Source organism: Actinomycetospora chibensis (assembly GCF_028737215.1).
In the GTDB taxonomy this organism is placed as follows: domain Bacteria; phylum Actinomycetota; class Actinomycetes; order Mycobacteriales; family Pseudonocardiaceae; genus Actinomycetospora; species Actinomycetospora chibensis.
The window spans coordinates 121604-144900 of sequence record NZ_JAQZAM010000003.1; the positions used below are offsets into that span (position 1 = coordinate 121604).

At 73.4% G+C, this 23297-nt stretch carries 26 protein-coding genes; 2 read left to right on the top strand and 24 right to left on the bottom strand.

Translation table 11 applies throughout. From position 1 onward, the window contains the following. Positions 1–86: 86 nt before the first annotated feature. The 9 genes from PH189_RS05200 to PH189_RS05230 all read right to left on the bottom strand — a co-directional run bounded on the left by PH189_RS05200 (position 87) and on the right by PH189_RS05230 (position 7510). Positions 87–1064 carry an isopenicillin N synthase family dioxygenase gene (locus PH189_RS05200; RefSeq protein ID WP_274187694.1) on the bottom strand — a complete coding sequence of 326 codons (978 nt, stop codon included), beginning with the start codon at positions 1062–1064 and terminating at the stop codon, positions 87–89. Continuing rightward, positions 1061–1969: a TauD/TfdA dioxygenase family protein gene (locus tag PH189_RS05205; RefSeq protein WP_274187695.1), complete on the bottom strand. Its 909-nt coding sequence runs from the start codon at positions 1967–1969 to the stop codon at positions 1061–1063. Before PH189_RS05205 ends, PH189_RS05200 begins: the two co-directional genes overlap by 4 nt. Before the next feature lie 101 nt (positions 1970–2070). Further along, positions 2071–2178: a putative leader peptide gene (locus PH189_RS30300; RefSeq protein WP_337994131.1), complete on the bottom strand. Its 108-nt coding sequence runs from the start codon at positions 2176–2178 to the stop codon at positions 2071–2073. 153 nt (positions 2179–2331) lie between these two features. Further along, positions 2332–2805 (bottom strand): OsmC family protein, encoded by a 474-nt coding sequence (locus tag PH189_RS05210; RefSeq protein WP_274187696.1) that lies wholly within the window; start codon positions 2803–2805, stop codon positions 2332–2334. 82 nt (positions 2806–2887) lie between these two features. Beyond that, a complete protein-coding gene (locus tag PH189_RS30435; RefSeq protein ID WP_420791489.1) occupies positions 2888–3019 on the bottom strand; it encodes a putative leader peptide in 132 nt (43 codons plus the stop codon). Next, positions 3016–4224 (bottom strand): trans-sulfuration enzyme family protein, encoded by a 1209-nt coding sequence (locus PH189_RS05215; protein ID WP_274187697.1) that lies wholly within the window; start codon positions 4222–4224, stop codon positions 3016–3018. The genes PH189_RS30435 and PH189_RS05215 overlap by 4 nt, the downstream gene beginning before the upstream one ends. 33 nt (positions 4225–4257) lie before the next feature. Continuing rightward, positions 4258–5640: an NtaA/DmoA family FMN-dependent monooxygenase gene (locus PH189_RS05220; RefSeq protein WP_274187698.1), complete on the bottom strand. Its 1383-nt coding sequence runs from the start codon at positions 5638–5640 to the stop codon at positions 4258–4260. A 10-nt stretch (positions 5641–5650) separates the two neighbouring features. Continuing rightward, positions 5651–6796 carry an LLM class flavin-dependent oxidoreductase gene (locus tag PH189_RS05225; RefSeq protein WP_274187699.1) on the bottom strand — a complete coding sequence of 382 codons (1146 nt, stop codon included), beginning with the start codon at positions 6794–6796 and terminating at the stop codon, positions 5651–5653. A gap of 12 nt (positions 6797–6808) precedes the next feature. Then, entirely contained in the window at positions 6809–7510 is a 702-nt protein-coding gene (locus PH189_RS05230) for a GNAT family N-acetyltransferase (RefSeq protein ID WP_274187700.1), read from the bottom strand. A 287-nt stretch (positions 7511–7797) separates the two neighbouring features. Between PH189_RS05230 and PH189_RS05235 the strand changes: the two genes are divergently transcribed. Continuing rightward, positions 7798–8136, top strand: coding sequence for a cupin domain-containing protein (locus PH189_RS05235; RefSeq protein WP_274187701.1), 339 nt, complete (start codon positions 7798–7800; stop codon positions 8134–8136). Here PH189_RS05235 and PH189_RS05240 read toward each other — a convergent pair. The 3 genes from PH189_RS05240 to PH189_RS05250 all read right to left on the bottom strand — a co-directional run bounded on the left by PH189_RS05240 (position 8127) and on the right by PH189_RS05250 (position 10895). Continuing rightward, positions 8127–9335: an acyl-CoA dehydrogenase family protein gene (locus PH189_RS05240; RefSeq protein ID WP_274187702.1), complete on the bottom strand. Its 1209-nt coding sequence runs from the start codon at positions 9333–9335 to the stop codon at positions 8127–8129. The two genes, PH189_RS05235 and PH189_RS05240, sit on opposite strands and share 10 nt — an antisense overlap. Continuing rightward, positions 9332–10444 carry an LLM class flavin-dependent oxidoreductase gene (locus PH189_RS05245; RefSeq protein ID WP_274187703.1) on the bottom strand — a complete coding sequence of 371 codons (1113 nt, stop codon included), beginning with the start codon at positions 10442–10444 and terminating at the stop codon, positions 9332–9334. The genes PH189_RS05240 and PH189_RS05245 overlap by 4 nt, the downstream gene beginning before the upstream one ends. Positions 10445–10763: 319 nt before the next feature. Next, positions 10764–10895 carry a hypothetical protein gene (locus PH189_RS05250; protein WP_274187704.1) on the bottom strand — a complete coding sequence of 44 codons (132 nt, stop codon included), beginning with the start codon at positions 10893–10895 and terminating at the stop codon, positions 10764–10766. A 448-nt stretch (positions 10896–11343) separates the two neighbouring features. Here PH189_RS05250 and PH189_RS05255 point away from each other — a divergent pair, with 448 nt between their 5' ends. Beyond that, positions 11344–11832: a beta-class carbonic anhydrase gene (locus tag PH189_RS05255; protein ID WP_274187705.1), complete on the top strand. Its 489-nt coding sequence runs from the start codon at positions 11344–11346 to the stop codon at positions 11830–11832. A 78-nt stretch (positions 11833–11910) separates the two neighbouring features. Here PH189_RS05255 and PH189_RS05260 read toward each other — a convergent pair whose 3' ends face one another. The 12 genes from PH189_RS05260 to PH189_RS05305 form a co-directional block, all read right to left on the bottom strand. Next, positions 11911–12699 carry a sulfotransferase family protein gene (locus PH189_RS05260; RefSeq protein ID WP_274187706.1) on the bottom strand — a complete coding sequence of 263 codons (789 nt, stop codon included), beginning with the start codon at positions 12697–12699 and terminating at the stop codon, positions 11911–11913. Continuing rightward, positions 12696–13610 (bottom strand): glycoside hydrolase family protein, encoded by a 915-nt coding sequence (locus PH189_RS05265; protein ID WP_274187707.1) that lies wholly within the window; start codon positions 13608–13610, stop codon positions 12696–12698. Before PH189_RS05265 ends, PH189_RS05260 begins: the two co-directional genes overlap by 4 nt. Beyond that, a complete protein-coding gene (gene cysC / locus PH189_RS05270) occupies positions 13607–14230 on the bottom strand; it encodes an adenylyl-sulfate kinase (RefSeq protein ID WP_274187708.1) in 624 nt (207 codons plus the stop codon). The genes PH189_RS05265 and cysC overlap by 4 nt, the downstream gene beginning before the upstream one ends. Positions 14231–14351: 121 nt before the next feature. Further along, positions 14352–15641 carry a sulfate adenylyltransferase subunit 1 gene (locus PH189_RS05275; RefSeq protein ID WP_274187709.1) on the bottom strand — a complete coding sequence of 430 codons (1290 nt, stop codon included), beginning with the start codon at positions 15639–15641 and terminating at the stop codon, positions 14352–14354. 2 nt (positions 15642–15643) lie between these two features. Then, positions 15644–16558, bottom strand: a complete 915-nt coding sequence (gene cysD, locus PH189_RS05280; protein ID WP_274187710.1) for a sulfate adenylyltransferase subunit CysD — start codon at positions 16556–16558, stop codon at positions 15644–15646. Continuing rightward, entirely contained in the window at positions 16555–17280 is a 726-nt protein-coding gene (locus tag PH189_RS05285; protein WP_274187711.1) for a phosphoadenylyl-sulfate reductase, read from the bottom strand. The genes cysD and PH189_RS05285 overlap by 4 nt, the downstream gene beginning before the upstream one ends. A 148-nt stretch (positions 17281–17428) precedes the next feature. Further along, complete coding sequence (locus PH189_RS05290) at positions 17429–19201, bottom strand: nitrite/sulfite reductase (RefSeq protein ID WP_274187712.1); 1773 nt, start codon at positions 19199–19201, stop codon at positions 17429–17431. A gap of 110 nt (positions 19202–19311) precedes the next feature. Next, positions 19312–19395, bottom strand: a complete 84-nt coding sequence (locus tag PH189_RS30440; protein WP_378014924.1) for a putative leader peptide — start codon at positions 19393–19395, stop codon at positions 19312–19314. 69 nt (positions 19396–19464) lie between these two features. Continuing rightward, positions 19465–20616, bottom strand: a complete 1152-nt coding sequence (locus tag PH189_RS05295) for an LLM class flavin-dependent oxidoreductase (RefSeq protein WP_274187713.1) — start codon at positions 20614–20616, stop codon at positions 19465–19467. A gap of 7 nt (positions 20617–20623) precedes the next feature. Further along, positions 20624–21952 (bottom strand): MFS transporter, encoded by a 1329-nt coding sequence (locus PH189_RS05300; protein WP_274187714.1) that lies wholly within the window; start codon positions 21950–21952, stop codon positions 20624–20626. A gap of 31 nt (positions 21953–21983) precedes the next feature. After that, entirely contained in the window at positions 21984–22067 is an 84-nt protein-coding gene (locus PH189_RS30445; RefSeq protein ID WP_378014923.1) for a putative leader peptide, read from the bottom strand. Between the two features lie 136 nt (positions 22068–22203). Next, positions 22204–23241, bottom strand: a complete 1038-nt coding sequence (locus tag PH189_RS05305) for a hypothetical protein (RefSeq protein WP_274187715.1) — start codon at positions 23239–23241, stop codon at positions 22204–22206. Positions 23242–23297 lie beyond the last annotated feature (56 nt).

The following is a 23297-nucleotide window of genomic DNA, read 5'->3' on the forward strand; positions in this document are numbered from 1 at the left end:
TTCGTGGGCCTGGGCGTTCGGTCGAAAGGCGCCCCTCGCCGCTGTATCCGCGCGGAGGTGCCCTTCGCGCGGAACGGAGGTCGGCGCTAGCTCCAGTACCGCGCGGCGACGGCCGGGTGCGAGCGCAGCCAGCCGACCAGCGCGTTCTCGCCGTAGGCCGCGAGCAGGGGGTTGTCGGGGTCGTCGTTCGGGTCCCAGTCCGCGGTCTCGGCCGCGAGCGCCGGGGGCAGGTCCACCGGCTCGACGACGGCGTCGAGGCGCGGGCCGAGGAAGAACGGCACCGAGTAGCGATCGACGCCCGGTGGCGGGCTCGCGACGCGGTGGCGGGTCGCGGTGAGGTAGCCGCGCGTCGCGACCTCGAGCATCTCGCCGATGTTGACGACGTAGCCGCCCGCCACGGGCGTGGCGTCGAGCCACTCGTCGGTGCCCGGGACCTGCACCTGCAGGCCGCCGACGTCGTCCTGGTGCAGCAGCGCGAGGAACCCGTAGTCCTTGTGCGCGCCCACGCCCTGCCCGGTCGAGGCCCCGCCCGGGTAGTGCACGACCTTGAGGTGCAGGTGCGACTCGTCGTCGAACCAGCGGTCGAAGTGGTCCTCGGGCTGGCCCAGCGACGCCGCCAGCGCGCGGAGGATCTCCCGGCTCACCCGCAGCGCCTCGTCCTGCCAGGCGAGCACCGCCTCGCGCAGCGCGGGCTGCGCGGGCGGCCACTGGTTCGGCCCGACGAGGCCCCAGTACCGCCCGTCCCCGGTGACGGGCGACCGCTCGGGCCCGACGTCGATCTGCTCGCGCTGGTCGGCCTCGCCGCCGGTGCGCTCCGTGCCGACCCGGCTGTAGCCGCGGAAGTGCGGCGAGGCGGTGTTCTCGATGGCGAGCCGCTGCTCCAGCGGCAGCGCGAAGAACCGGCGCACCTCCTCGTCGAGCCGCGCGGTCAGCTCCGGCGCGATCCCGTGGCCGACGACGGTGAAGAAGCCGACGTCCCGCGCCGCGCGGCGCAGGTCGTCGAGGAACGCGTCCCGCTGCGCCGACCGGAAGCGGGTGAGGTCGAGGACCGGGAGGCCGGTCATGAGCCGGCGTACGAGGCGGCGTCGCCCTGCACGGCCACACTGCGCCGCCCGGTGACCGAGACGGGGACGTCGCCCGCGACCGTCACCCGGTGCATGCGGCGCGGGAGGTCGCCGTAGTCGTCGACGGCGTAGTGCTGGGTGGCGCGGTTGTCCCACACCGCGAAGTCGCCGGGCGCCCAGCGCCAGCGCACGATGTTCTCCTGGCGGGTGATGTGACGCTGGTAGAGCGCGAGCAGGTCGCGGCTGTCCTGCCCGTTGACGCCGAGGATCCGCGACACGAACTGCCCGAGCTGCAGGACGCGCTCGCCGGTCTCCGGGTGGACGCGCACCACCGGGTGGTGGGTCCGGTAGACGGTGGCGGTGAACTCCTGGTGGTAGTCCGCCGTCGCGCCGGTCGGTCCCTCGGTGCCGTGCGTCGTCGCGTAGTCGTAGTCGTTCGAGTGCTCGGCCCACAGCCCGTCGGCCAGCGTGCGCAGCCCCTCGGGGAGGTTCGCGTAGGCCCGCGCGGCGTTGGCGAACAGGGTGTCGCCCCCGAAGGGCGGCAGCACCATGGCGCGCAGCGTCGTGAAGGCCGGCGGGCGGTCGACGAACGTCACGTCGGTGTGCCAGCTGTTGGCCTTGTTGCCGTGCTCGGAGTCGACGGGCAGGACGGCCGCCTCCTCCTGGCCGCCGGTGATCGTCGGGTGGGCGGTGGTGAGCGGGCCGAGTCGGCGGACGAACCCGGCGTGCGCGCGGTCGTCGAGGTGGTCCTGGCCCCGCACGACCACGAGCTTGTGCTCGAGGATCGTCGCCCGCAGCGAGGCGACCTCGTCCTCGGGCATGTCGGGGCCGAGCCGCAGCCCGGTGACCTCGGCGCCGAGGGCCCCGGAGACGCGGCGGATGTCGGTGGTCGTGGTGATCGACACGGGGGTGCTCCTACGCAGCGGGTGCCGCCCGGGGCGAGCGCGCGGCATCGCGCTCCGGGGCGGGGAGGGGTCGCCGACGGCGACGGGGAGGGACGGGCGGCTCAGCGTCGACAGAGCGCGCCGGCGAGGCGCAGGAGATCGACGTGCAGGCGCGCGACGAGGTGCACCGGCGTCAGCGCGGTCTCGCGGGGGAGCGGGCACCGATCCACGGTCCGCTCACCTCCCTCGCTCGCGCCGTCGCACGATCCACCCTGCACCGGGCTCGGGCGCGATTCAAGACGGCCTTCCCAGGAAGCAGCGAAGGCGCCGTTCGCTGCTTCGATGGCAGCGAACGGCGCCTTCGTTCCGTCCGGGACGGACGGTCAGACCGCGGCGGGGAGCTCCGCGCGGGTCCAGTTGTTCTCGAACTCGAGGCCCGAGCGCGCGAAGAGCTGTGTCACGGGGCAGCGGCGGGCGGTCTCGGAGATCAGCGTGGCGAACTGCTCCTCGCTGGCGTCGGTCTCCACCGTGGCGCGGACCTCGACCCTGTCGAAGTTCGCGTTGCCCTCGGCCCCGCCGACGAGCACGGCGGTGTCGAGGTCGCCCTGGATGTCGAAGGTCCACTTCCCGAGCTGGATGCCCAGGTCCTTGGCGACGAGGGCGGCCGTGACCTGGTTGCACGAGGTCAGCGAGCCGAGGGCGTAGAAGAGCGGGCTGGGGGCCTCGTCGGCGCCGCCGAAGGCGGGGTAGGCGTCGGTGGTGAAGACGTGACCGCCGGCGGTCAGCTCCTGCGCGACGCCGGTGCCCTCGCCGTGCACGGCGAACGGGACGACGGATTCCTTGGGGCGAACGGCCATCGGGAGACCTCTCTGGAGGCGTGTGGGAGCGCCCGGACGCGCGAGACGGCCGGGCGTGAGAAGGGGGGAGACAGCGAGCAGATCAGCCGCGACGACAGGTGCACGTCGCGAGGCGGCAGAGGTCGACGTGCAGACGTCGAACCAGGCCGGAGCTCACACCCACCTTCCTACCCGATCGCGCACAACCGGACCAGTACCCTGCGGGCTCGATCACCCACGGACCGTGGCCAGGGCGGCGTCGAGATCGGCGATCAGGTCGGCGGGGTCCTCGAGGCCCACGGAGAACCGCAGGTGCCCGTGGCGCCGGAACTCGTCGGGCCAGCGTGCGGCCCGCGCCCCGGTCGTCCCGACGTGCACGATCAGGCTCTCGTCGTGGCCGAGGGAGACCGCCGAGGTGATGACGCGCAGGTCGGCGACGAAGCGGTTCTGCAGGTCGGCGTCCCCGTCGAGGGCGAAGGCGAGCATCCAGCCGTACCCGCGCCCGCCGAGCACCCGGGTCGCGAGCTCGTGCTGCGGATGACCGGCGAGCCCCGGGTACGCGACGTAGGCGACGTCCGGGTGGCCGGCGAGGAACTCCGCGACGCGCTGGGCCGAGGCGAGGTGCTGGCGCAGCCGCAGCGGCAGGGTGATCGCCCCGCGGGCGATGAGCCACGCGTTGAACGGCGACACCACGCCGCCGACGTCGACCATCGCCTCGGCACGGATCGCGTCGATGTGCTCGCGGGCCCCGATCACCGCCCCGCCCATGGCGTCGCCGTGCCCGTTGATCACCTTGGTCAGCGAGTGCACGACGAGGTCCGCGCCGTCGGCGAGCGGGCGGTAGAGCGGGGGCGGGGTGAATGTCGAGTCGACCGACAGCAGCGCGCCGCCTTCGTGTGCGATCTCCGCGATCGCGGCGACGTCGCACACCCGCGTCGTCGGGTTGGCGATCACCTCGGTGTGCACCAGCCGCGTCGTCGGCCGCATCGCCGCGCGCACGGCGTCCGGGTCGCTGGTGTCGACGAACGTCGCCTCGATGCCGTAGCGCGCCGGGAGGATGTCGGCGAAGAGCCGCCACGACGCCTCGTAGGTGACGTCGGAGACCACCGCGTGGTCACCGGTGCGCAGGAACGTGAAGAACACCCCGTGCAGCGCGGCGACCCCCGACGCGAGCACGACCGCGTCCTCGCCCTGCTCGAGGTGGGCGAGCTTCTGCTGCAGCGCGCGCTGGTTGGCGCCCGTGTTGCGGGTGTAGAGGGGCACGTCGAACCCCGACCACGACAGCTCCGAGGGGTCCTCGGGCAGCGCGTAGGAGTTCGCCATCACCAGCGGCGTGCGGATGGCGCCGCTGCCGGCGTCGACGGCGTTGCCGGCGTGCACGGCCTGGGTCGCGAAGCCGAGCGACTCGGGGCGTTCCTTGTCCGGACGGGGGTCGGCCACGCCGCGGATCGTCTCACCCACTCCAGCCACGCATCAGGCGCGCGCCTCCGCCGGGCCGACGGTGGTGGGCGAGGGCTTCAGGCCGAGGTGCTCGCGCAGCGTCGTCCCCTCGTACTCGGTGCGGAACGAGCCCTTCTCCTGCAGCAGGGGCACCACCTGGTCGGCGAAGACGTCCAGCCCGCCCGGGGTGACGTGTGGGACGAGGACGAAGCCGTCGCTGGCGTCGGACTGCACGAACTCGTCGATGGTGTCGGCCACCCGCTGCGGCGTGCCGACGAACGTGTGGCGCCCGTTCTTGCGGATCACGACCTCACGCAGCGACAGGCCCTCGCGCTCGCCCAGCTCGCGCCACTCGTGCGCGATGGCGACCGGGTCCTTGTACATGCGCACGCTCGCGCGGCCCTTCGAGATGTGAGCGCCGCTGTCGACGTCGTCGGAGGTCTTCGGGTCGAACGACGGCACCGGGCCGTCGGGGTCGACGTCGGAGAGGTCGCGGTTCCAGATCTGCTCGGCGAAGGCGATCGCGGTCTGCGGCCCGACCTGCTGGTACTGCACCTGGCGCGCGTTCTCCGCCGCCTCCTCCTCGGTGTCGCCGAGGACGAACGTCGCAGCCGGCAGGATCTTGAGGTCCTCGTGGCGGCGCCCGAACTTCGCCAGGCGCGCCTTCACGTCGGCGTAGAACTCCTTGCCCGCCTCCAGCTCGGCGTGACGGGTGAAGATCGCGTCGGCGCTCGCGGCGGCGAACTCGCGCCCCTCCTCGGAGTCGCCCGCCTGGATGATCACCGGGTGGCCCTGCGGGCTGCGCGGGGTCGCGAACCGTCCCGAGATGTCGAACTGGTCGGAGTGCACCTCGAACCGGCCGGCGTCGCCGTGGCGCAGGTACCGCCCGGACGCGGCGTCGGCGACGACCTCGTCGACGTCCCATGCGTCCCACAGCGTCTTCGCGGTGGCCAGGAACTCCTGCGCGCGCAGGTAGCGCTTGTCCTTGGGCAGGTAGCCGCCGCGCCGGAAGTTCTCGCCGGTGAACTCGTCCCAGCTGGTCACGACGTTCCACGCCGCGCGGCCGCCGGAGAGGTGGTCGAGCGAGGCGAGCTTGCGGGCGACGTCGAGCGGCTCGTTGAACGTGGAGTTCACCGTGCCCGCGAGGCCGATCCGCTCGGTGACCGCGGCCATCGCCATGAGGATCGAGACGTTGTCGGGGCGCCCGACGACATCGAGGTCGTAGATCTTGCCGCCCTGTTCACGCAGGCGCAGGCCCTCGGCGAGGAAGAGGAAGTCGAACTTCGCGCGCTCCGCGGTCTGCGCGAAGTGCCGGAAGGACTCGAACGCGATGTGGCTGCCGGCCGCCGGGTCGCTCCAGACGGTCGTGTTGTTGACGCCGGGGAAGTGGGCGGCGAGGTGGATCTGCTTGGGCACGGGGTCCTCCTCAGGCCGTGGCGTAACGGTCGGCGGGGTGCTCGAGACCGAGCAGACCCCGCAGCGTGTCGGCGTGGTAGGCGGTGCGGTGGAGGCCGCGGCGCTGCAGCTCGGGCACGAGCTCGCGGGTGATGCGCGGCAGGTCGTGGGCGGCGACGGCGGGACGCAGCCGGGCACCGGTCAGGCCGGCGTCCTGCCACGACGCGAGGACGTCGGCGACGTCGGCGGCCGTGCCGGCGAGGATGCGGGCGTCGCTGCGCAGCTCCGTGCCGTCGACGGCGTCGAGGCGGCGCAGGCGCTCGCGGGCGGCGTCGGCGGTGTCGTCGAGGAACACCAGCAGATCGCCGAAGACGTGCAGCGGGGTCGTGCGGTCGGTCGCGCCCTCGGCCGCCCGGACCTCGGCGAGGATCGAGGCCGCGTCTCCGGTCGGGCCGTCGCGGCCGGTGCCGTCCGGGGTCACGAAGACGACGTCGGCGCCGCGGGCGGCGAGCCGGTACGCGGTGTCGACGTGCGCGAGAGCCGTGACCACCGGCTGGCCCTGCGGCGGGCGCGGCGTGATCGACGGGCCGCGCACCGAGAAGTGCGTGCCCTCGAAGTCGATGTAGTGCAGCTTCTCGCGGTCGATGAACCGGCCGGTCGCGGCGTCGCGGATCTCGGCGTCGTCCTCCCACGAGTCCCACAGCCGGCGCTGGACCTCGACGTGGTCGGCCGCCTCGCCGAAGAGCGACTCGCGGTCCTCCGGCTCGCGCCGTCCGAACAGTGCGTACTCGGCCGGGTCGGACGAGACCTTGATCCGCTGCCCGGCGCGCCCGGAGGTGACCCAGTCCAGCGTCGCGATCTGGGTGGAGACGTGGAACGGCTCGGTGTGGGTCGCGATGACCGTCGGCACCAGACCGATGTGCGACGTCACGGGGCCGACCCGCAGCGCGGTCAGCACCGCGTCGACGCGCCCCTGCACCCGATCGGGGCGCTCGCTGCCCGGGAGGGCGAAGGCGTCCTCGAACGTGACGAGGTCGGCGAGCCCGGCCTCGGCCTCGCGCACCTGGTCGACCCAGAAGCCCGCGGTCAGCAGCTCGTCGGCGCGGGCGCCGGGTTCACGCCAGGACGCGGGGTGCCAGCCGGTGCCGTCGAGGGCGACCGCGAGGTGGAAGGTCATGGTCCTCCTGTCTCAGGCCCGGGCGGTGACGTCGCTCGGGACGGTGAGCGCCACGAAGTCCGGCCGGGCGCGCAGCCGGAACCCGAGGTGCTCGTAGAGCCGGATCGCGGTGGTGTTGTCCGCCGCGGCGTGCAGGAACGGGACCTCGCCGCGGGCACGGATGCCGGCCGCGACCGCGAGGACGAGCCGGGTCGCGAGCCCCCGCCCGCGGTGGTCCGCGTCGGTGCACACCGCGCTGATCTCGGTGTACCCCGGCGGGTGGAGGCGCTCACCCGCCATGGCGACGAGCACGCCGTCGACGATGAGGCCCAGGTAGGTGCCCATCTCGACGGTGCGGCTGCCGAACGGCCCGGGGCGGGTGCGCGCGACGAGGTCGAGCATCGCGGGGACGTCGTCGGGGCCGAGGCGGACGGCCTCGGGGTCCGGGCGCCCGACGACACCATCGCCCACCATCTGCACGCCGGGCAGGAACATCCCGATCTCGAGGGGATCGGGCGGGTCGAGGGGCGCGAACGCCGGGATCACCGAGCGACCGTCGCCGACGAGGGCGGCGACGTCGTCCCACTCCGCGACGCCGTGCGGCTCCGCGAGGAACGGGGAGACGTCGGGCTCGTAGCGGATCGCGAGCCCGTGGCGCTGCGCGAGGTGCGTGTGCGGACCGAGCAGGGCGGCCCGGACCGGGTCGTCGAGCGGTCCTGTCGCTGCGGATGCCACCTCCGGCACAACCGCCCCGTCCCGGACGTCATTCCGAGGTGCGGGAGCGCCTACATCCGAGCCCGTGCGATGTCGTGGCGCGGCCGAGGCCGCACCTACCGGCGAATTGCTTCAGTTTCGGAAGCACTGAGGCGTGCCGGCTCCGACGAGGGCGCGGACCCGGGATCCGGGACCGCCGCCTCCTGTCCCCGCGACGCGAACGCTGGGCCGATAGGCGCAAAGTTCGCTCACGGGGGCTCGGAGCAGCGAGCATGGTCGTCCACCACCGAAGCAGGACGAGGACGACCATGCTGAAGCTCTCGCTCGACGCCATGGCACGCCAGCAGCTCGCGGGGGCGCGCGCGAGCACCGCGGGCCGTGCCGCCCACACCGTCGTCGGCGGCCACTCGAACGTCATGCGGCAGACGGTGATCGCGCTGACCGAGGGTCGCCAGCTCGGCGAGCACGAGAACCCCGGCGAGGCCACCCTCGTCGTGCTGCAGGGGCGCGTGCGGCTGGTGTCGGACACGGACTCCTGGGACGGGCGGCGCGGCGACCTGCTCGTCATGCCCGACTCCCGCCACCGCCTCGAGGCCGTGGAGGACGCGGTCGTCCTGCTGACGGTGGCGAAGGTGGGTCAGAAGTAGCCGTTCACCGGCAGCGGCTCGCCGGTGACGAGGTGCCGCCCGACCGCGGCGGCCTTGTACGACGCCGGGTTGTGCAGGGTGAGCGTGCGCAGGTTGCGCCAGTGCCGGTCGAGGTTGCGCGTGCGGCTCGACGCCGACGCGCCGCCGACGTCGAAGAGGTCCGAGGCGGCCGCCAGCGACGCCGGGTCCAGGTGGATCTTCACGGAGCAGTGGGCCAGCGCCGCGGCGGTGCGCAGCTCGTCGGTCGGCTCGCCGCGCGCCGCCGCGTCCATCGCGGCCGCGACGGCGTCCGCCGCCGCGAGCACCGCCGACTCGGCGACCCACGCCGTGGCGGCCAGGGTGCCGACCTTCTCGTGCAGGATCGGGTCGTCGACGGCCCGGGGCGCGGGCGCGTGCTCGAACGTGCGGCTGCGCGAGCGCACCACCCCGGTCGCGTCGGTGACCACCGAGCGCAGGATTCCCGCGACCAGCGCGTGCAGGTAGAGCTGCAGGAACGCCACGTCGCCGGGGGCCCGCGGCTCGAGGCGCGGGCGCCGCGAGAGGACGTCGTCGGGGTCGACCACGACATCGGTGAACGTCGTCGTCCCCGTGCCGGTGCGGCTCTGCCCCATGCCGTCCCAGTCGTCGACCACCGAGACGCCCGTACGGTCGGCCGGGACCATCACGGTCGCCACGAGGTCGCCCTCGACGCGGGCGGCGACGGCGATCCAGTCCGCGTAGAGGGTGCCCGTGCTGTAGTACTTCGTGCCGTTGAGCACGAGGCGGCCGTCGACCTCGTCGAGGCGGGTGTCGTACTCGTGGCCGCCCGCCGCGGACGGGCCGGTCTCCGAGATCGCGTTGCCCAGCACCGTCCCGGCGCGGATCCGATCGAGCCAGCGACGCCGCACGTCGGGGTCCGGGCTGCGCAGGAACCCGAGCACCTGGCTGTAGTGGGTGCGCAGGACGTGGGCGACGATCGGGTCGGCCTCGGCGAGGTCGATGACGAAGGCCAGGAGCTCGCGCACCGACGCGCCCTGCCCGCCCTCGTCGACGGGCGGCGACAACGCACCCAGCCCTGCCTTCGCCACCGCCGCGACCTGCGCGACCGGGCTCTCGTCGCGGCGCTCGCGCTCCGCGGCGCCCTCGGCGATGCCGGCCAGGAGCGCGCGGACGTCGGGGGAGCGGGCCGCGGCGCTCACGGGGGTGGAGGGCGTCGTCACGCCGGGACCCTCTCGCGCCGGGCCATCTCCTCGCGCACGAGGGGGAGCAGCCGCCGGCCGTAGTCGGCGACGTCGTCCAGCGGGTCGTAGCCCCGCAGCAGGAACGTGGTGGCGCCGATGTCGACATAGTCCAGCAGGGCCGCCGCGACGGTCTCCGGCGTGCCCACGAGCGCCGTCGAGTTCCCGGCGGCGCCCGAGGCGGCCGCCGTCGGGGTCCACAGCGCGCGGTCGTGCAGCTCGCCCCGCTCGGCCGCGGCGAGGAGGCGCTGGGAGCCGGCGTTGGTGCGGGTGGTCTCGTGGCCCTGCCGGTGGGCGGTCCGCCCGGTGAAGGACCCGCCGCCTCCGTCGGCGGCGACGATGCGGTCGAGGACGTCGTGGGCGCGTTCCCAGGCCTGCTCCTCCGTGGTGCCGAGGATCGGGCGGAAGGAGACGCTGATCCGGGGCATCGTCGACCGGCCGGCGGCGCGCGCGGCCTGGTGCACCGCGGCGATCTGCTCGGCGGTCTCGGCCAGCGGCTCGCCCCACAGGGCGAAGACGTCGGCGTGCTTGCCGCCGACGCGGTAGGCCGCCTCCGACGAGCCGCCGAAGTAGATCGGGATGTGCGGTTGCTGCACCGGGCGCGCGATCGCGTGGACGTCGGCGACGTCGTAGAACTCGCCCCGGTGGCCGAAGGGCTCCTCCTCTGTCCAGGTGCGCTCCATGACCTCGAGGTACTCGTCGGTGCGCCGGTAGCGCCCCTCCTTGTCGAGGTGGTCGCCGTCGCGGGCCTGGTCGGCCTCGCTGCCCCCGGAGACCGTGTGCACGGCGACGCGCCCGCCGGAGAACCGGTCGAGCGTCGCGAAGGCGCGCGCGGCCATCGTCGGGGCCATGAAGCCGGGCCGGTGCGCGACGAGATACCCGAGACGCTCGGAGTGCGCCGCGGCGAAGGCCGCGACCTGCAAGCCGTCGGCGGACGACGCGCTGTGCCCGACCAGCACCTTGTCGAACCCGGCGTCCTCGTGGGCGGCGACGAACCGGCGGACGAAGTCCGGGTCGATCGCCGGGCCGGACGACGGGTGGATCTCCGAGGCGAACTGGGTGCTGATCTGGCCGATGAACTCGACGCCCATGCGGGCTCCTCCTCGAACGCGGGGCTGGCGCACCGGGCTACCCCGCGACGCGCGGGTCGAGCAGTCCACGGCCCGCAGCAGGGGTGTGACGCCGTCGACGATGTCCTCGGCCCCGCTCACGACGGAGCCGTCGGTGCCCTGGCGGGTCGGGGGTTCCGCGCGAAGGGCACCTTCGGCCGAATAGAGCGGTGAGGGGCGCCCTTCGTCGGAACCCCGGGACGTGGAGGCGCGGTGCTCGCGGAGATCACGGGCGCTCCATCCACTCGTCGGGGCCCGCGCACGGGCACCAGGTGCCCGTGATCTCCGGCGCGAGCCCTGTTCACGGCCACGGGGCGAGCGCGCCACGACGCGCGAGCTCGGGCAGGACGCCCTCGCCGACCTGGTAGGCCTCCTCGAGGTGCGGATGGCCCGACGGCGCGCGCGCGGGCGCGCTCGACTCGAGAGTGGACACACGTGCTCCCGGGACAGGAGTGGATGGGGTGGGAGGCGTGTGTCAGCGACAGGTGCCGTGGGCGGTGCGCATGAGGTCGACGTGGCGACGCCGCGTCAGATCCCGCCCCCGGCTCATCGCTCGATCGTGAGCGACGGTCCGTGACGACGCAACTGCGGTGTAGCGCGGGTTATCTCCGTGCGTGATCTTCCCGGCGATCGCCGGGAAGATCACGCACTAGTGCAGGACGGACCACCCTCGTTGCGGCCGGACGGATGCCTGCGGTGAGATGTGCGCATGAGTCCCCGCGCCCTCGAGCCGTTCTGGCCGAGCCGGCGCGTGCAGGAGTTCGATCAATGGTGTCGACGGGCCGCGTGAGCGCCCGTACCCGGTAGGGATCGAGCCGCTCCGCGGCCGCACCGCGCTGCCCGTGTGTCGTCAGAATCGATCCAGCCTGCGGAGGACCCCGGTGTCCGTCACCGACGAGTACGTGAAGAACAACGAGACCTACGTCCAGAACTTCCCGGGCGAGCTACCCCTGCCGCCGGCGCGCAAGACCGCCGTCGTGGCCTGCATGGACGCGCGCGTGAACCCCTACGGCGCGCTGGGCCTGTCCGAGGGCGACTCGCACGTCATCCGCAACGCCGGCGGCGTCGTCACCGACGACACGATCCGCTCGCTCGCGATCAGCCAGCACCTCCTCGGCACCGAGGAGATCGTGCTGATCCACCACACCGACTGCGGCATGGTGACCTTCACCGACGAGCAGTTCGCGGGAATCCTCGAGCAGGAGGCCGGCGAGCGCCCGACGTGGACGGCCAACGCCTTTCCCGACGTCGAGGGCGACGTCCGCGACTCGATCAAGCGCATCACCGACAGCCCGTTCGTCAAGAACAAGGGCTCGGTGCGCGGCTTCGTCCTCGACGTCGCGACCGGGAAGCTCAACGAGGTCAGCTAGCGATCGGGTGTGAGAGCGAGGGACGCCCCGACTGCGTGGGGCGCAGTCAGGGCGTCCCTCGCTCCCACACCCCGGGCCTCAGCGGCGCCAGTCCGCGAGGTCCCAGCCGGTGTGGGCCGCGACGCGCGCGACGTCGTCGGCGAAGGCCGGCAGCAGCGCCGCCCGCTCCGCCGCCGACGGGCCGCCGCCCGAGCGCCCGGAGACGTCGGGGCGCACGTGGTGGCGCGGGACCTCGGTGATCCGCCCCGTCTCGACGCCCAGGAACGCGCAGACGCGGTCGGCGGTGGCCACGGGCTCGTCGCGCAGGTCGCGGTAGCGCAGCAGGAGGATCCGCGCGGGGTCGACCAGCCCGGTGAGGTGGTCGAGCTGCTCGCCGTAGCGGCCCTGGGCCACGTAGTGCCAGAAGTGCGCCCAGCCGGAGTCCCGGCGCGCGCCCTCCGCCCGGCAGGCCGCGAGGAAGTCGGCCTCGGGCTCGAGCCCGGCCTGGCGCAGGTGCGACCAGTTCGAGTGGGTGCGCTCCACCGGGTCACGCAGGACGGCGATCAGCCGCACCGCGGGCAGCAGGTCGGCGATACGTTCCTGCGCGTCCCGGTCGTAGAGGTAGAACACCGTGCCCTCGCCGCGCAGCGTCCCCGGCGGGGCGGGGTCGAAGAGCGCCTCGTAGTCCGCCCGGCGCCACACGTGCTCGCCCCAGGTCTCGACGTCCCCGGGGCCGCCCCCGGACGACGGCGGCGGACCGTCGGTGAGGAAGAACTTCGGCTCCTTGACCGACGGCAGGAACAGCTCCGGGTGCTCGGCGAGGGCGCGGTGCAGCGCGGAGGTCCCGGTCTTCGGCGCCCCGATGATCAGGAAGTCGGGCAGGCTCATGCCGCGTCCGGCAGGCCCGCCTCGAGGAGCACCTCGGTGCGCAGCTCGTGGGCGCCGTCGGCGCGGGTGGCCTCCCAGTAGAGGCGGCGCACGCCGGCGACGTCCGCGACGGCGACGTAGCGCAGGCCGCGGCCCGCGTGGGGCGACTCGGCGGCCGGGGCGTCGCCCTCGGCCACGAAGCGCCCGTGACCGGTCGCGCGGGCCAGGCCCGTGCGCTCCTCCCAGTTCTCGGCCGCGGTGGCGCGCCCGTCGTACGTCGCGACGATCTCGTCGCCGACCGGCACCACGGCGCTGATCCGGACGCCGCGGGAGTCCCAGGTGCCGGGCCGGGGCGCGAGCGCCGTGCCCTGCCACGTCCACGCCAGCCCGTCCGGGCTCGTCGCGTACTCGGTGGTCATGCGGTCGGTGGCGTCCGGGTCGTCGAGCGGGTGCACCGACGCCCAGAGGTGCCAGCCCGCCGCGTCCCGCAGCACCACCGGGTCCTTGACGGCGTGCAGGGCGTCGCCGGGCAACACCGTCCGCCGCGGCGCCAGGGCGAGCCCCTCGGGGGTGTCGGCCTCGAGGACGTCGACCCACCAGTGCTTGGTGCCCGGCGTCGCGCAGCTGACGTAGAGCCGCCAGCGGCCGTCGTCGGCCCGCACGAGCGCGGGACGCTCCAGCGACTCGGCGCCGAACGCGTCCTTCTCCACCACCGCGAGCGTCTCGAACGCGACCCCGTCGGCCGAGCGGGCGACGACGTTGGCGTAGCCGCGCCCGACACCCTCGGGCTGGCGCAGCCGGTAGGACAGGTACACGGCGTCGTCGACGACGAGCACGGTGGGCGCCCCCGCCCAGTACCCCGGTGCGTCGACGGGCGGCGCGACGACGACCGTGCCTTCGCCCAGGGGGACCGGGATGCTCGTGACGCTCATGGTGCCGTCCTCGCCGACGTCGGTGTCGCGGGCTGCTGCGTGAGACCCCGCCGGTACAGATGATCCACGAGCAGGTCCACCGACTCGTCGACGGACTGCGCGTGGCTGGGGATCTCGAGGTCCGGGGACTCGGGCACCTCGTAGGGGTCGTCGACGCCGGTCAGCCCCTGCACCTCGCCGGTGCGCTGGCGGGCGTAGAGGCCCTTGACGTCGCGCTCACCCGCGACCTCCACGGGGGTGGACACGTAGACCTCGAGGAAGGGCGTCCCGCCGCCGACGTGGCTGGCGCGGACCTGTTCCCGCACGTCGGCGTGCGGAGCGATCGCCGCGACCAGCACGATCACGCCGTTGCGCGCGAGCATCTCGGCGACGAAGCCGATCCGGCGGATGTTGATCGCGCGGTCCTCGCGGGAGAAGCCGAGACCCCGCGAGAGGTTCTCGCGGATGATGTCGCCGTCCAGCACCTCGACCCCGCAGCGTTCGAGGCGCAGGCGGGCGGCGACGCCGCCCGCGATCGTCGACTTGCCCGCGCTGGGCAGGCCGGTCAGCCAGATCGTGGCGCCACCGGCGCAGGGGTGTTCGTGCGGTGGCTGGAAGTGGTGTGCGTTCTCGTCCGGCATGGCGGGTCGCTCCGGGGCGGCTCGGGGTCGGGTGTCGGGGAGCTCGCCCGACAGCCGCTCGCCCCGGTGCGCCGCAGGTCGACGTGGCGGCGCCGGGTGAGCCGCCACCCCGGCCCGGCCCTCACTGGTCGTCCGTCTCCGGCAGGTCCAGGGGCCGGGTGACGAGCGGCCGCCCGACGAGACCGGCGCCCAGGGTGTCGCCGGCCTGCGGGTCGACGAGCAGGAACGACCCGGTGGCGGCGACGACGTCGTAGTCGTCGAGCGGCAGGGGCTCGGACACCGTCAGCGACACCTGGCCCATGTCGTTGATCGCCAGCTCGCCGGGGTCCTCGTCGAGGGTGAGGGTCTCGGTGTCGAGCCGGTGCGTCACCGCGCCCACGATCGCCTGCACCGTGCGCGTCCCGTGCTTGAGCAGCAGGCGCGCGCCGGGCTTGAGCGGCTTCTCGTGCAGCCAGGCGAGCGTCGCGTCGAACTCGGTGACCGGCTCCGGAGCGCCCGGCGCGGCGATGACGGCGCCGCGGGCGATCCCGAGGTCGTCGGCGAGGCGCAGCACGACGCTCTGCCCGTCGTGGGCGGCGTCGAGCTCGCCGTCGAAGGTGTCGATGCCCTCGACCCGGGTCCGCTGCCCGTCGGGCAGGACCGTGACCTCGTCGCCGGCGCGCACCGTGCCCGCGGCGATGAGGCCGGCGTAGCCGCGATAGTCGGGGTGGGACTCGGTGCGGGGGCGCACGACGTACTGCACCGGGAAGCGGAGCGGCGCGGAGTGGTCGGCGCCGGCGACCGGCACCGACTCGAGGTGCTCGAGCAGCGTCGGGCCCTCGTACCAGGGCGTGTTCTCCGACGGCAGGACGACGTTGTCGCCCTTCTTCGCCGACAGCGGGATCGCCACGACGTCCTCGTCGGCGTAGCCGAGGGCCTCGGTGAGCCCGAAGAACTCCTTGGCGATGCGCCAGTAGGTGTTCTCGTCGTGGTCGACCAGGTCCATCTTGTTGACCGCGAGCACCAGGCGCGGGACGCGCAGCAGGCCCATCACCGCGACGTGCCGGCGGGTCTGCTCGACGATCCCGGCGCGGGCGTCCACCAGCAGCACGGCCAGCGCCGCGGTGGACGCGCCGGTGACCGTGTTGCGCGTGTACTGGACGTGCCCGGGGGTGTCGGCCAGGACGAACGAGCGGTTCGGCGTGGCGAAGTAGCGGTAGGCCACGTCGATCGTGATGCCCTGCTCGCGCTCCGAGCGCAGGCCGTCGACCAGCAGCGACAGGTCCGGGTCGCCACCGCCCTGCGTGGCGCGCTCGACGGCCTCCATCTGGTCGGCGAGCACCGACTTGGTGTCGTAGAGCAGACGCCCGACGAGGGTGGACTTCCCGTCGTCGACGGACCCGGCCGTGGCAAGACGCAGCAGATCGGTCATCGCTAGAAATAGCCCTCTCGCTTGCGGTCCTCCATGGCGGCCTCCGACAGGCGGTCGTCGGCCCGGGTCGCACCACGTTCGGTGAGGCGGCTCTCGCGCACCTCGTCGAGCACCTCGTCGAGCGTCAGGGCGTCCGACTCGACCGCGCCCGTGCAGGAGCCGTCGCCGACCGTGCGGTAGCGCACGGTCTTGGTGACGACCTCCTCGTCGTCCTTCGGTCCGCCCCACGGACCGCTGGTCAGCCACATCCCGTCGCGGGAGAACACCTCGCGCGTGTGCGCGTAGTAGATCGACGGGAGCTCGACGCCCTCGCGCTGGATGTAGCGCCAGACGTCGAGCTCGGTGAAGTTCGACAGCGGGAACACGCGCACGTGCTCAGCGGGCTTGTGACGTCCGTTGTAGAGGTTCCACAGCTCGGGCCGCTGGCGCGACGGCTCCCACTGGCCGAAGGCGTTGCGCAGGCTGAACACGCGCTCCTTGGCGCGCGCCCGCTCCTCGTCGCGGCGTCCGCCGCCGAAGACCGCGTCGTGGCGGTGCTCGGCGATGGCGTCGAGCAGCGGCGTCGTCTGCAGCGGGTTGCGGGTGCCGTCCGCGCGCTCCTCGAGGCGACCGTCGTCGATGTAGTCCTGGACGCGCGCGACCTCGAGCTCGAGCCCGTAGCGCTCGACGACGGCGTCCCGGAACTCGATCACCTCGTCGAAGTTGTGCCCGGTGTCGACGTGCAGCACCGGGAACGGGATCGGCGCGGGCCAGAACGCCTTGCGCGCGAGGTGCACCAGCAGCATCGAGTCCTTGCCGCCGGAGAAGAGGATCACCGGGCGGTCGAACTCGCCCGCGACCTCGCGCATGATGTGGATCGCCTCGGACTCGAGGGCGCTGAGTTGATCCGTGCTGGTCGCCGGCTCCGTGGCGGTCATCCGTGCAGCCCGCACTCGGTCTTGGAGAAGCCCGCCCAGCGCCCGCTGCGCGGGTCGGCGCCCGGGGCCGGCTTGGCGGTGCAGGGTGCGCAGCCGATCGAGGGGTAGCCCGCCTCGACCAGCGGGTTCACGAGCACCGCGTGCTCGCGGATGTAGGCGTCCATCTGCTCGTCGGTCCAGTGGGCGATCGGGTTGATCTTGACGAGGTCGTGGCGCTCGTCCCAGGTGACCAGGGGCGTCGCCGCGCGGGTCGGGGCCTCGACGCGGCGGACGCCGGTGACCCAGGCGTCGTAGCGCGCGAGCGTCTTCTTCAGCGGCTCGACCTTCCGCATGTTGCAGCACTGGCCGGGGTCGACGGCGAAGAGGTCCGTGCCGAACGCCGCGTCCTGCTCGGCGACGGTGAGCTCGGGCTCGGCCTGGACGATGGTGACGCCGTAGGTCTGGGCCACGGCGTCGCGGGTCCCGAGGGTCTCGGCGAAGTGGTAGCCGGTCTCGAGGAACAGGACGTCGACTGCCGGACGGGCGGCGGCACCCAGCTCGACGAGCACGGCGTCCTGCATGTTCGAGGCGACGATGAGGCCCTCGCCGAACGTCTCCGCAGCCCAGGCGAGGATCTCGCGGGTCAGCTCCTCGTGGCTCACCGTGCCTTCGCGCGCCGCGAACCGCGCACCGGCCTCCAGGGCGGCGGTGCGGAGGTCTTCTCGGGTGTCCGTGGTGGTCATGCTGGTCCTCTCACCGGCTCTGTCCTCGCGGACGCCGGGGTGACGACGAAGGTGCTGCGGCAGTCGGAGCACTCCCACGCGCCGTCCGGTTCTTCACGAGGACGCAGGTCCTGCTCCCCGCAGTACGGGCAGTACTGCAGTGCCAACCTCATGTCAGCTGTCCTTCTTCCGCCCGGACGACCCACTGGGCGAAGCGCTCGCCGGCCTCGTGCTGCTCGGCGTAGGCGCGCACGACGCGCTCGACGTAGTCGCCGAGGTCGTCGGAGAGCACCTTGTGGCCGCGCAGCTTGCGCCCGAAGCCGGCGTCGAGGCCGAGGCCGCCGCCGAGGTGCACCTGGAAGCCTGCGGCCGGGTTGCCCTCGGCGTCGTTGACGATCTGGCCCTTGAGCCCGATGTCGGCGACCTGGACACGCGCGCAGGAGTTCGGGCAGCCGTTGAGGTGGATCGACACCGGGTGCTCGAGGGAGTCCTGGACGTCGGCGAGGCGCCGGTCGAGCTCCTCGACCAGCTCGCCGGCGCGATTCTTGGTGTCGACGAACGCGAGCTTGCAGAACTCCAGGCCGGTGCACGCCATCGTCGCCCGGCGCCACGGCGTCGGGCGGGCCGGGAGGCCGAGGTGGTCGAGCGCGGCGGTGAGCCCGTCGAGCTTCTCGCCGGGCACGTCCAGCACGAGGATCTTCTGGTACGGCGTGAGCCGGACGCGGCCCGACCCCGCCTCCTCGGCGGCCTTCGCGACGCCCACGAGCGTCGAGCCGCTGGTGCGGCCGGCCGGCGGCGCCACCCCGACGTAGTGATTGCCGTCGATCTGGTCGTGGATGCCGATGTGGTCGATGGTGCCGGCGATCGCCTCCGGCGCCGGCCCGTCGAGCATCTTCCGGCCCAGGTACTCGTCCTCCATGACCTGGCGGAACTTCTCGGGGCCCCAATCGGCGATGAGGAACTTGATGCGCGCGCGGGTGCGCAGGCGCCGGTAGCCGTAGTCGCGGAAGACCTGCACCACGGCGTGCCAGACGTCGGCGACCTCGTCCAGCGGCACCCAGGCGCCGAGACGCACGGCGAGCTTCGGGTTGGTGGAGAGCCCGCCGCCGACGTGCACGTCGAAGCCCGGGCCGTGCTCGGGGTGGTCCACCCCGACGAACGAGACGTCGTTGACCTCGTGCGCGACGTCCTGCTGGCCGGAGATCGCCGTCTTGAACTTGCGCGGCAGGTTGGCCAGCGAGCGGTCGCCGATGAAGCGCTCGACGATCTGGTCGATGGCCGGCGTGCCGTCGATGATCTCGTCGGCGCTGATCCCGGCCACGGGCGAGCCGAGGACGACGCGGGGGCAGTCGCCGCACGCCTCGGTGGTGTAGAGGTCCACCGCCTCGAGCCGGCGCCAGATCTCCGGCATGTCCTCGACGCGGATCCAGTGCAGCTGGATGTTCTCGCGGTCGGTGACGTCGGCGGTGTCGCGGGCGAAGGTCTGGGAGATCTCGCCGATGACGCGCAGCTGCTCGGTGGAGAGCGCCCCGCCGTCGACGCGCACCCGGAGCATGAAGTGCGACGCGTCGAGCTCCTCCTCCTCGACGTGGCCGGTGGCGGTGCCGGGGAAGCCCTCGGCGCGCTGGGTGTAGAGGCCCATCCAGCGGAAACGGCCGCGGAGGTCGGCCGGGTCGATCGAGTCGAAGCCGCGGTGGGCGTAGATGTTCTCGATGCGCGCCCGCACGTTGAGCGGGTGGTCGTCCTTCTTGGACTGCTCGTTCTTGTTCAGCGGCTCGCGGTAGCCCAGCGCCCACTGGCCCTCGGCCTTACCCTTGCGCGCCCGGGCGGGCTTGGGCTTCGGCGGGGCGTCCTCGGTGGCCCCGGGGTGACGGAGCGGAGTGGTCTCCGCGTACGACTCCTCCGAGGTCGTGGCGTTCTCGGACGAGGGGGCGTCAGCCATGGGTCGGGGTTCCTCCGGGGTGGTGCACGGGCGCGCACGGGCATGACGAGGTGGCCCTCGATGCGGTGGTGCGCGGGTCCCGCTGGGATGTGGTGGCGGTGCGGGCGCGCTCAGGAAGCCCGGCAGAGGGCGCTGGCCTGGCGCGCGAGGTCGACGTGACGTCGGCTCACGAGGAGCTCACCCGGCGCGCACATACCCACGAGCGTGCCATGAGCAGGGCATCCTTTTCCACGTGACCTTTGGCCTAGGGGGTTGCCTGTCGGCTACTGGGCGAAGGGGATCGCGGCCGGGGCCTTCTCCTGCTCACCGGCGGGGTGGCTCCACAGCCCGCGACGACCGAGCTCGGGCAGGACGCCCTCGCCGACCCAGTACGCCTCCTCCAGGTGGGGGTGCCCCGAGAGGACGAACTCGGTGATGCCGAGGTCGTAGTACTCCTGGATCCGGTCGGCGACCTCGGTGTGGCTGCCGACCAGCGCCGTTCCCGCGCCCCCACGCACCAGGCCCACGCCCGCCCACAGGTTGGGGGAGACCTCGAGGTCCGCGGCGGTCGTCGAGCCCCCGGAGTGCAGCGCCCGCATGCGCTTCTGGCCCTCGGACTCGCTCCGCGACAGGCCCGCCTGTACCTCCTCGATCATCGAGTCGGGGATACCGGCCAGGTACTGCTCGGCCTGCGCCCAGGCGGCGTCGGACGTGTCGCGCGCGATGACGTGCAGGCGGATGCCGAAGCGGACCTCACGGCCCTGCGCGGTCGCCAGCCCACGGATCCACTCGACCTTCTCGCGCACCTGCTCAGGGGGCTCGCCCCAGGTCAGGTAGACGTCGACGTGCTGTGCGGCGACCTCGCCGGCCTTGGGCGAGGAGCCGCCGAAGTAGAGCGGCGGCACCGGGTCGGGCACGCGGGTCAGCGCCGCGGAGTCGACGTGGATCTGCTCGCCGTGCAGCGTCACCGTCTCGCCGGCCCACAGCCGGCGCACGACGTCGAGGAACTCCCCGGTGCGGGTGTAGCGGTCGTCCTTGCCGAGGTAGTCGCCGTACGCGCGCTGCTCGGACGGCTCCCCGCCGGTGACGACGTTGAGCAGCAGTCGGCCCTGCGAGTGCCGCTGGAACGTGGCCGCCTGCTGCGCGGCGAGCGTGGGGGACAGGACGCCGGGCCGGAACGCGACGAGGAACTTCAGCCGCTCGGACTCGGCGACGAGCATCGCCGTGGTGAGCCAGGCGTCCTCGCACCAGGCGCCGGTCGGCGTCAGGGCGCCCTCGAAGCCGACGGTTTCGGCGGCGCGGGCGATCTGCGCGAGGTAGCCGATCTCGGCGGGCCGGACGGCGTCGGCCGCCCGCGTGGCGACGCCATGACCGCCGCCGACGAGGCCGCGCGAGTCGCCGTAGGTGGGCAGGAACCAGTGGGCGGTGAGGCTCATGAATCTCCTAGAGCGTCTCGAGGGGCGTCGCCCGCAGGGCGGCGACCGCGCTGACGACCCCGGCGAGCGCGAGGTAGCCGGCGGCGAGCCACGGCGTGCCGCCGGCGGCGGCGAGCAGCGAGGTCAGGATCAGCGGGGTCAGGCCGGAGGCGTAGATCCCGCCGCTCTGGAAGGCCAGGGACATGCCCGTGTAACGGGTGCGGGTGGGGAAGACCTCGGCGAAGAGCGTCGACTCCGCGCCGCTGGCCAGGCCGTAGGACAGGCCGAGCATCACGATCAGCACGGCCGTGACGGCGACGATCGACCTCGTCCCGAGCAGGGCGAACGCGGGGAAGACGCCGACGACGAGGATCACGCACCCGACGGCGAAGACCTTCCCGCGCCCGATCCGATCACCCCACGCCCCGGCCAGCGGGACGACCATCGCGCTGACCACCGCAGCGATGGTCACCGCCACGAGCACGTCGGTGCGCGGCATCTTCAGCGTCGCCACCGTGTAGGTCAGGACGAAGACGCCCCACGTGTTGAACGACGCGCCCTCGGCCCAGCGGGCGAGCAGCGTCCAGCCGAGGTTGCGCCGCGACGGCGGGTCGCGCAGGACGTCGACGGCCGGGACGCGCGAGACCTCGGCGGCGGCCTGCATGCGTCGGAACGCGGGGGTCTCCATCACCGCGAGGCGCACGACGAGCCCGACGGCGACGAGCACGAGGCTCGCGATGAACGCCACGCGCCAGCCCCACGAGAGGAACGCGGCGTCGTCCATCACGAGGCCGAGCAGGGCGAACACGCCGGTGCCCAGCGCGAGGCCGAGCCCCAGACCGATCTGCGGGGTGGCGCCGTAGAGGCCCCGCTTGCCGGGCGGGGCGTACTCGACGGCCATGAGCACCGCGCCGCCCCACTCGCCGCCGATCGCGATGCCCTGGATCACCCGGAGCACCACGAGCAGGATCGGCGCCGCCACCCCGATCGCCGCGTAGGTCGGCAGGAAGCCGATCGCGGCCGTGGCGATCCCGGTCAGCGCCATCGTCACGATCAGCGTCTCGCGACGGCCGACGCGGTCGCCGATGTGCCCGAAGATCAGGCCGCCGATCGGCCGGGCGACGAAGCCGATCGCGAAGGTGGCGAAGGAGAGCAGGGTCGCGACCGTCGGGTCGCTCTGTCCGCCTCCTTCTTGGCTCCCGTAGAACAGCTGCGGGAAGACGATCCCCGCGGCCGTGGCGAACAGGAAGAAGTCGTACCACTCGATCGTGGTGCCGATCAGCGACGCGATCAGGACGGTGCGCGGGCTGGTGTCGGGACCGTCGACGGGACGCGTGGCAGCGGCGGACGTGGTCATGGGGGTCCTCTGCTCGGTGGGCGGGCGGGGGTCAGCCCGCGCGGCAGAGGGCGCTCGCGAGCCGGCCGAGGTCGACGTGGCGACGGGCCACGAGGAACGGGCGGAAGGCGGGCACGCGAAAACCGTGCCATCCCGGGGGCGGGCGTTTCCACCGCGGACGCGCGTCGGGTGAGCTTCACCGCAGAGGCGTTTGGCCTGCGGCCTCGTGAGTGTCGTCCGTGCCGGGGCACGGGCAATCGCTCACGGGCCCGCTACGGCACACGGGCGCACTCGTAGGTCACGGGCACCTCGGGCCCGTGGTCGATCACCTCGAACGCGTCGACCGGCACGCCCGCGAAGCTCTGCGCGTCGATGCCCAGGTCGGCCCACTTCGCGGTGCTCGTGCGGTCGTCGGCGAAGGTCAGCGCGATCTCGCCGCCGTCGGCGAGGTACATGCCGTGGGTCCGGAGCGCGGTGATCACCACGCGCTGCGCGGGCGAGTACGAGGAGACGTCGACGTCGGGGCGCAGGCGCAGGTGGACGCCGTAGGGCGGGGCGTCGGGGTTCGTGCTCTCCGGACCGCCGGCGTGGGTGGCGGGCGGGACGTAGACGTCGGCCTTCATCCGGTCGTTGGGCAGGATGAAGCGCAATGCGTGGTCGATCCGCCCGGCCGCCACCTCGTCGGCGGTGGGGGTGAGCGCGGCGATCGGGAAGCCCGCCGCGTCGGCGCTGGTGCACTGGGGGCCGCGGAGCTCGTCGGTGTAGGTCCGGTCGAGGTCCCAGACGAAGAAGCCGCCGGCGGTCAGACCCTCGCCGGCCTGCGTGCCCTGGTAGATCTCGTAGAGACGGCGCGCGCCGGGGTCCGCGACCAGCAGGTGGCAGTCCTCGGTGGTCGCGTCGCAGGTCAGGTCCTGCGAACCCTCCAGGTGGGCGCCGGGCGGCACCGGAATCTCGGCGGGCACCGGGTCGCAGTCCACCCCGCCGGAGCAGTAGTCGGCGTTCCCGGTGACGGTCATGCGCGGGGCGTCCGGGCCCGCGGTGAGCACCGGCATCGCGAAGTCGATCTGCAGGACGTTGCCGTTGCCCCAGCCGCCCGCGTCGTTCAGCGCGGCGAGGATCGCGGCGCTGCGCTCCGAGGCCGGCGCCCCCGAGACGTCCTCGGTCCACGGCTGCACACCGCGGAACAGGCCCCCGCCCTCGGCCGGCATCGTCGCCGACGGTCGCGGCGGGCCGGCCGCCGGTGCGCCGCACGCCACGAGGGCGACGACGGCGACGGTGCAGCTCAGAGCCATGCGGAGCCCAGTCGGCATGCCGTTCGACGCTAGTGCCGTGATCGTCGGGGTGGACTACGGCACGCGTCCGGCGG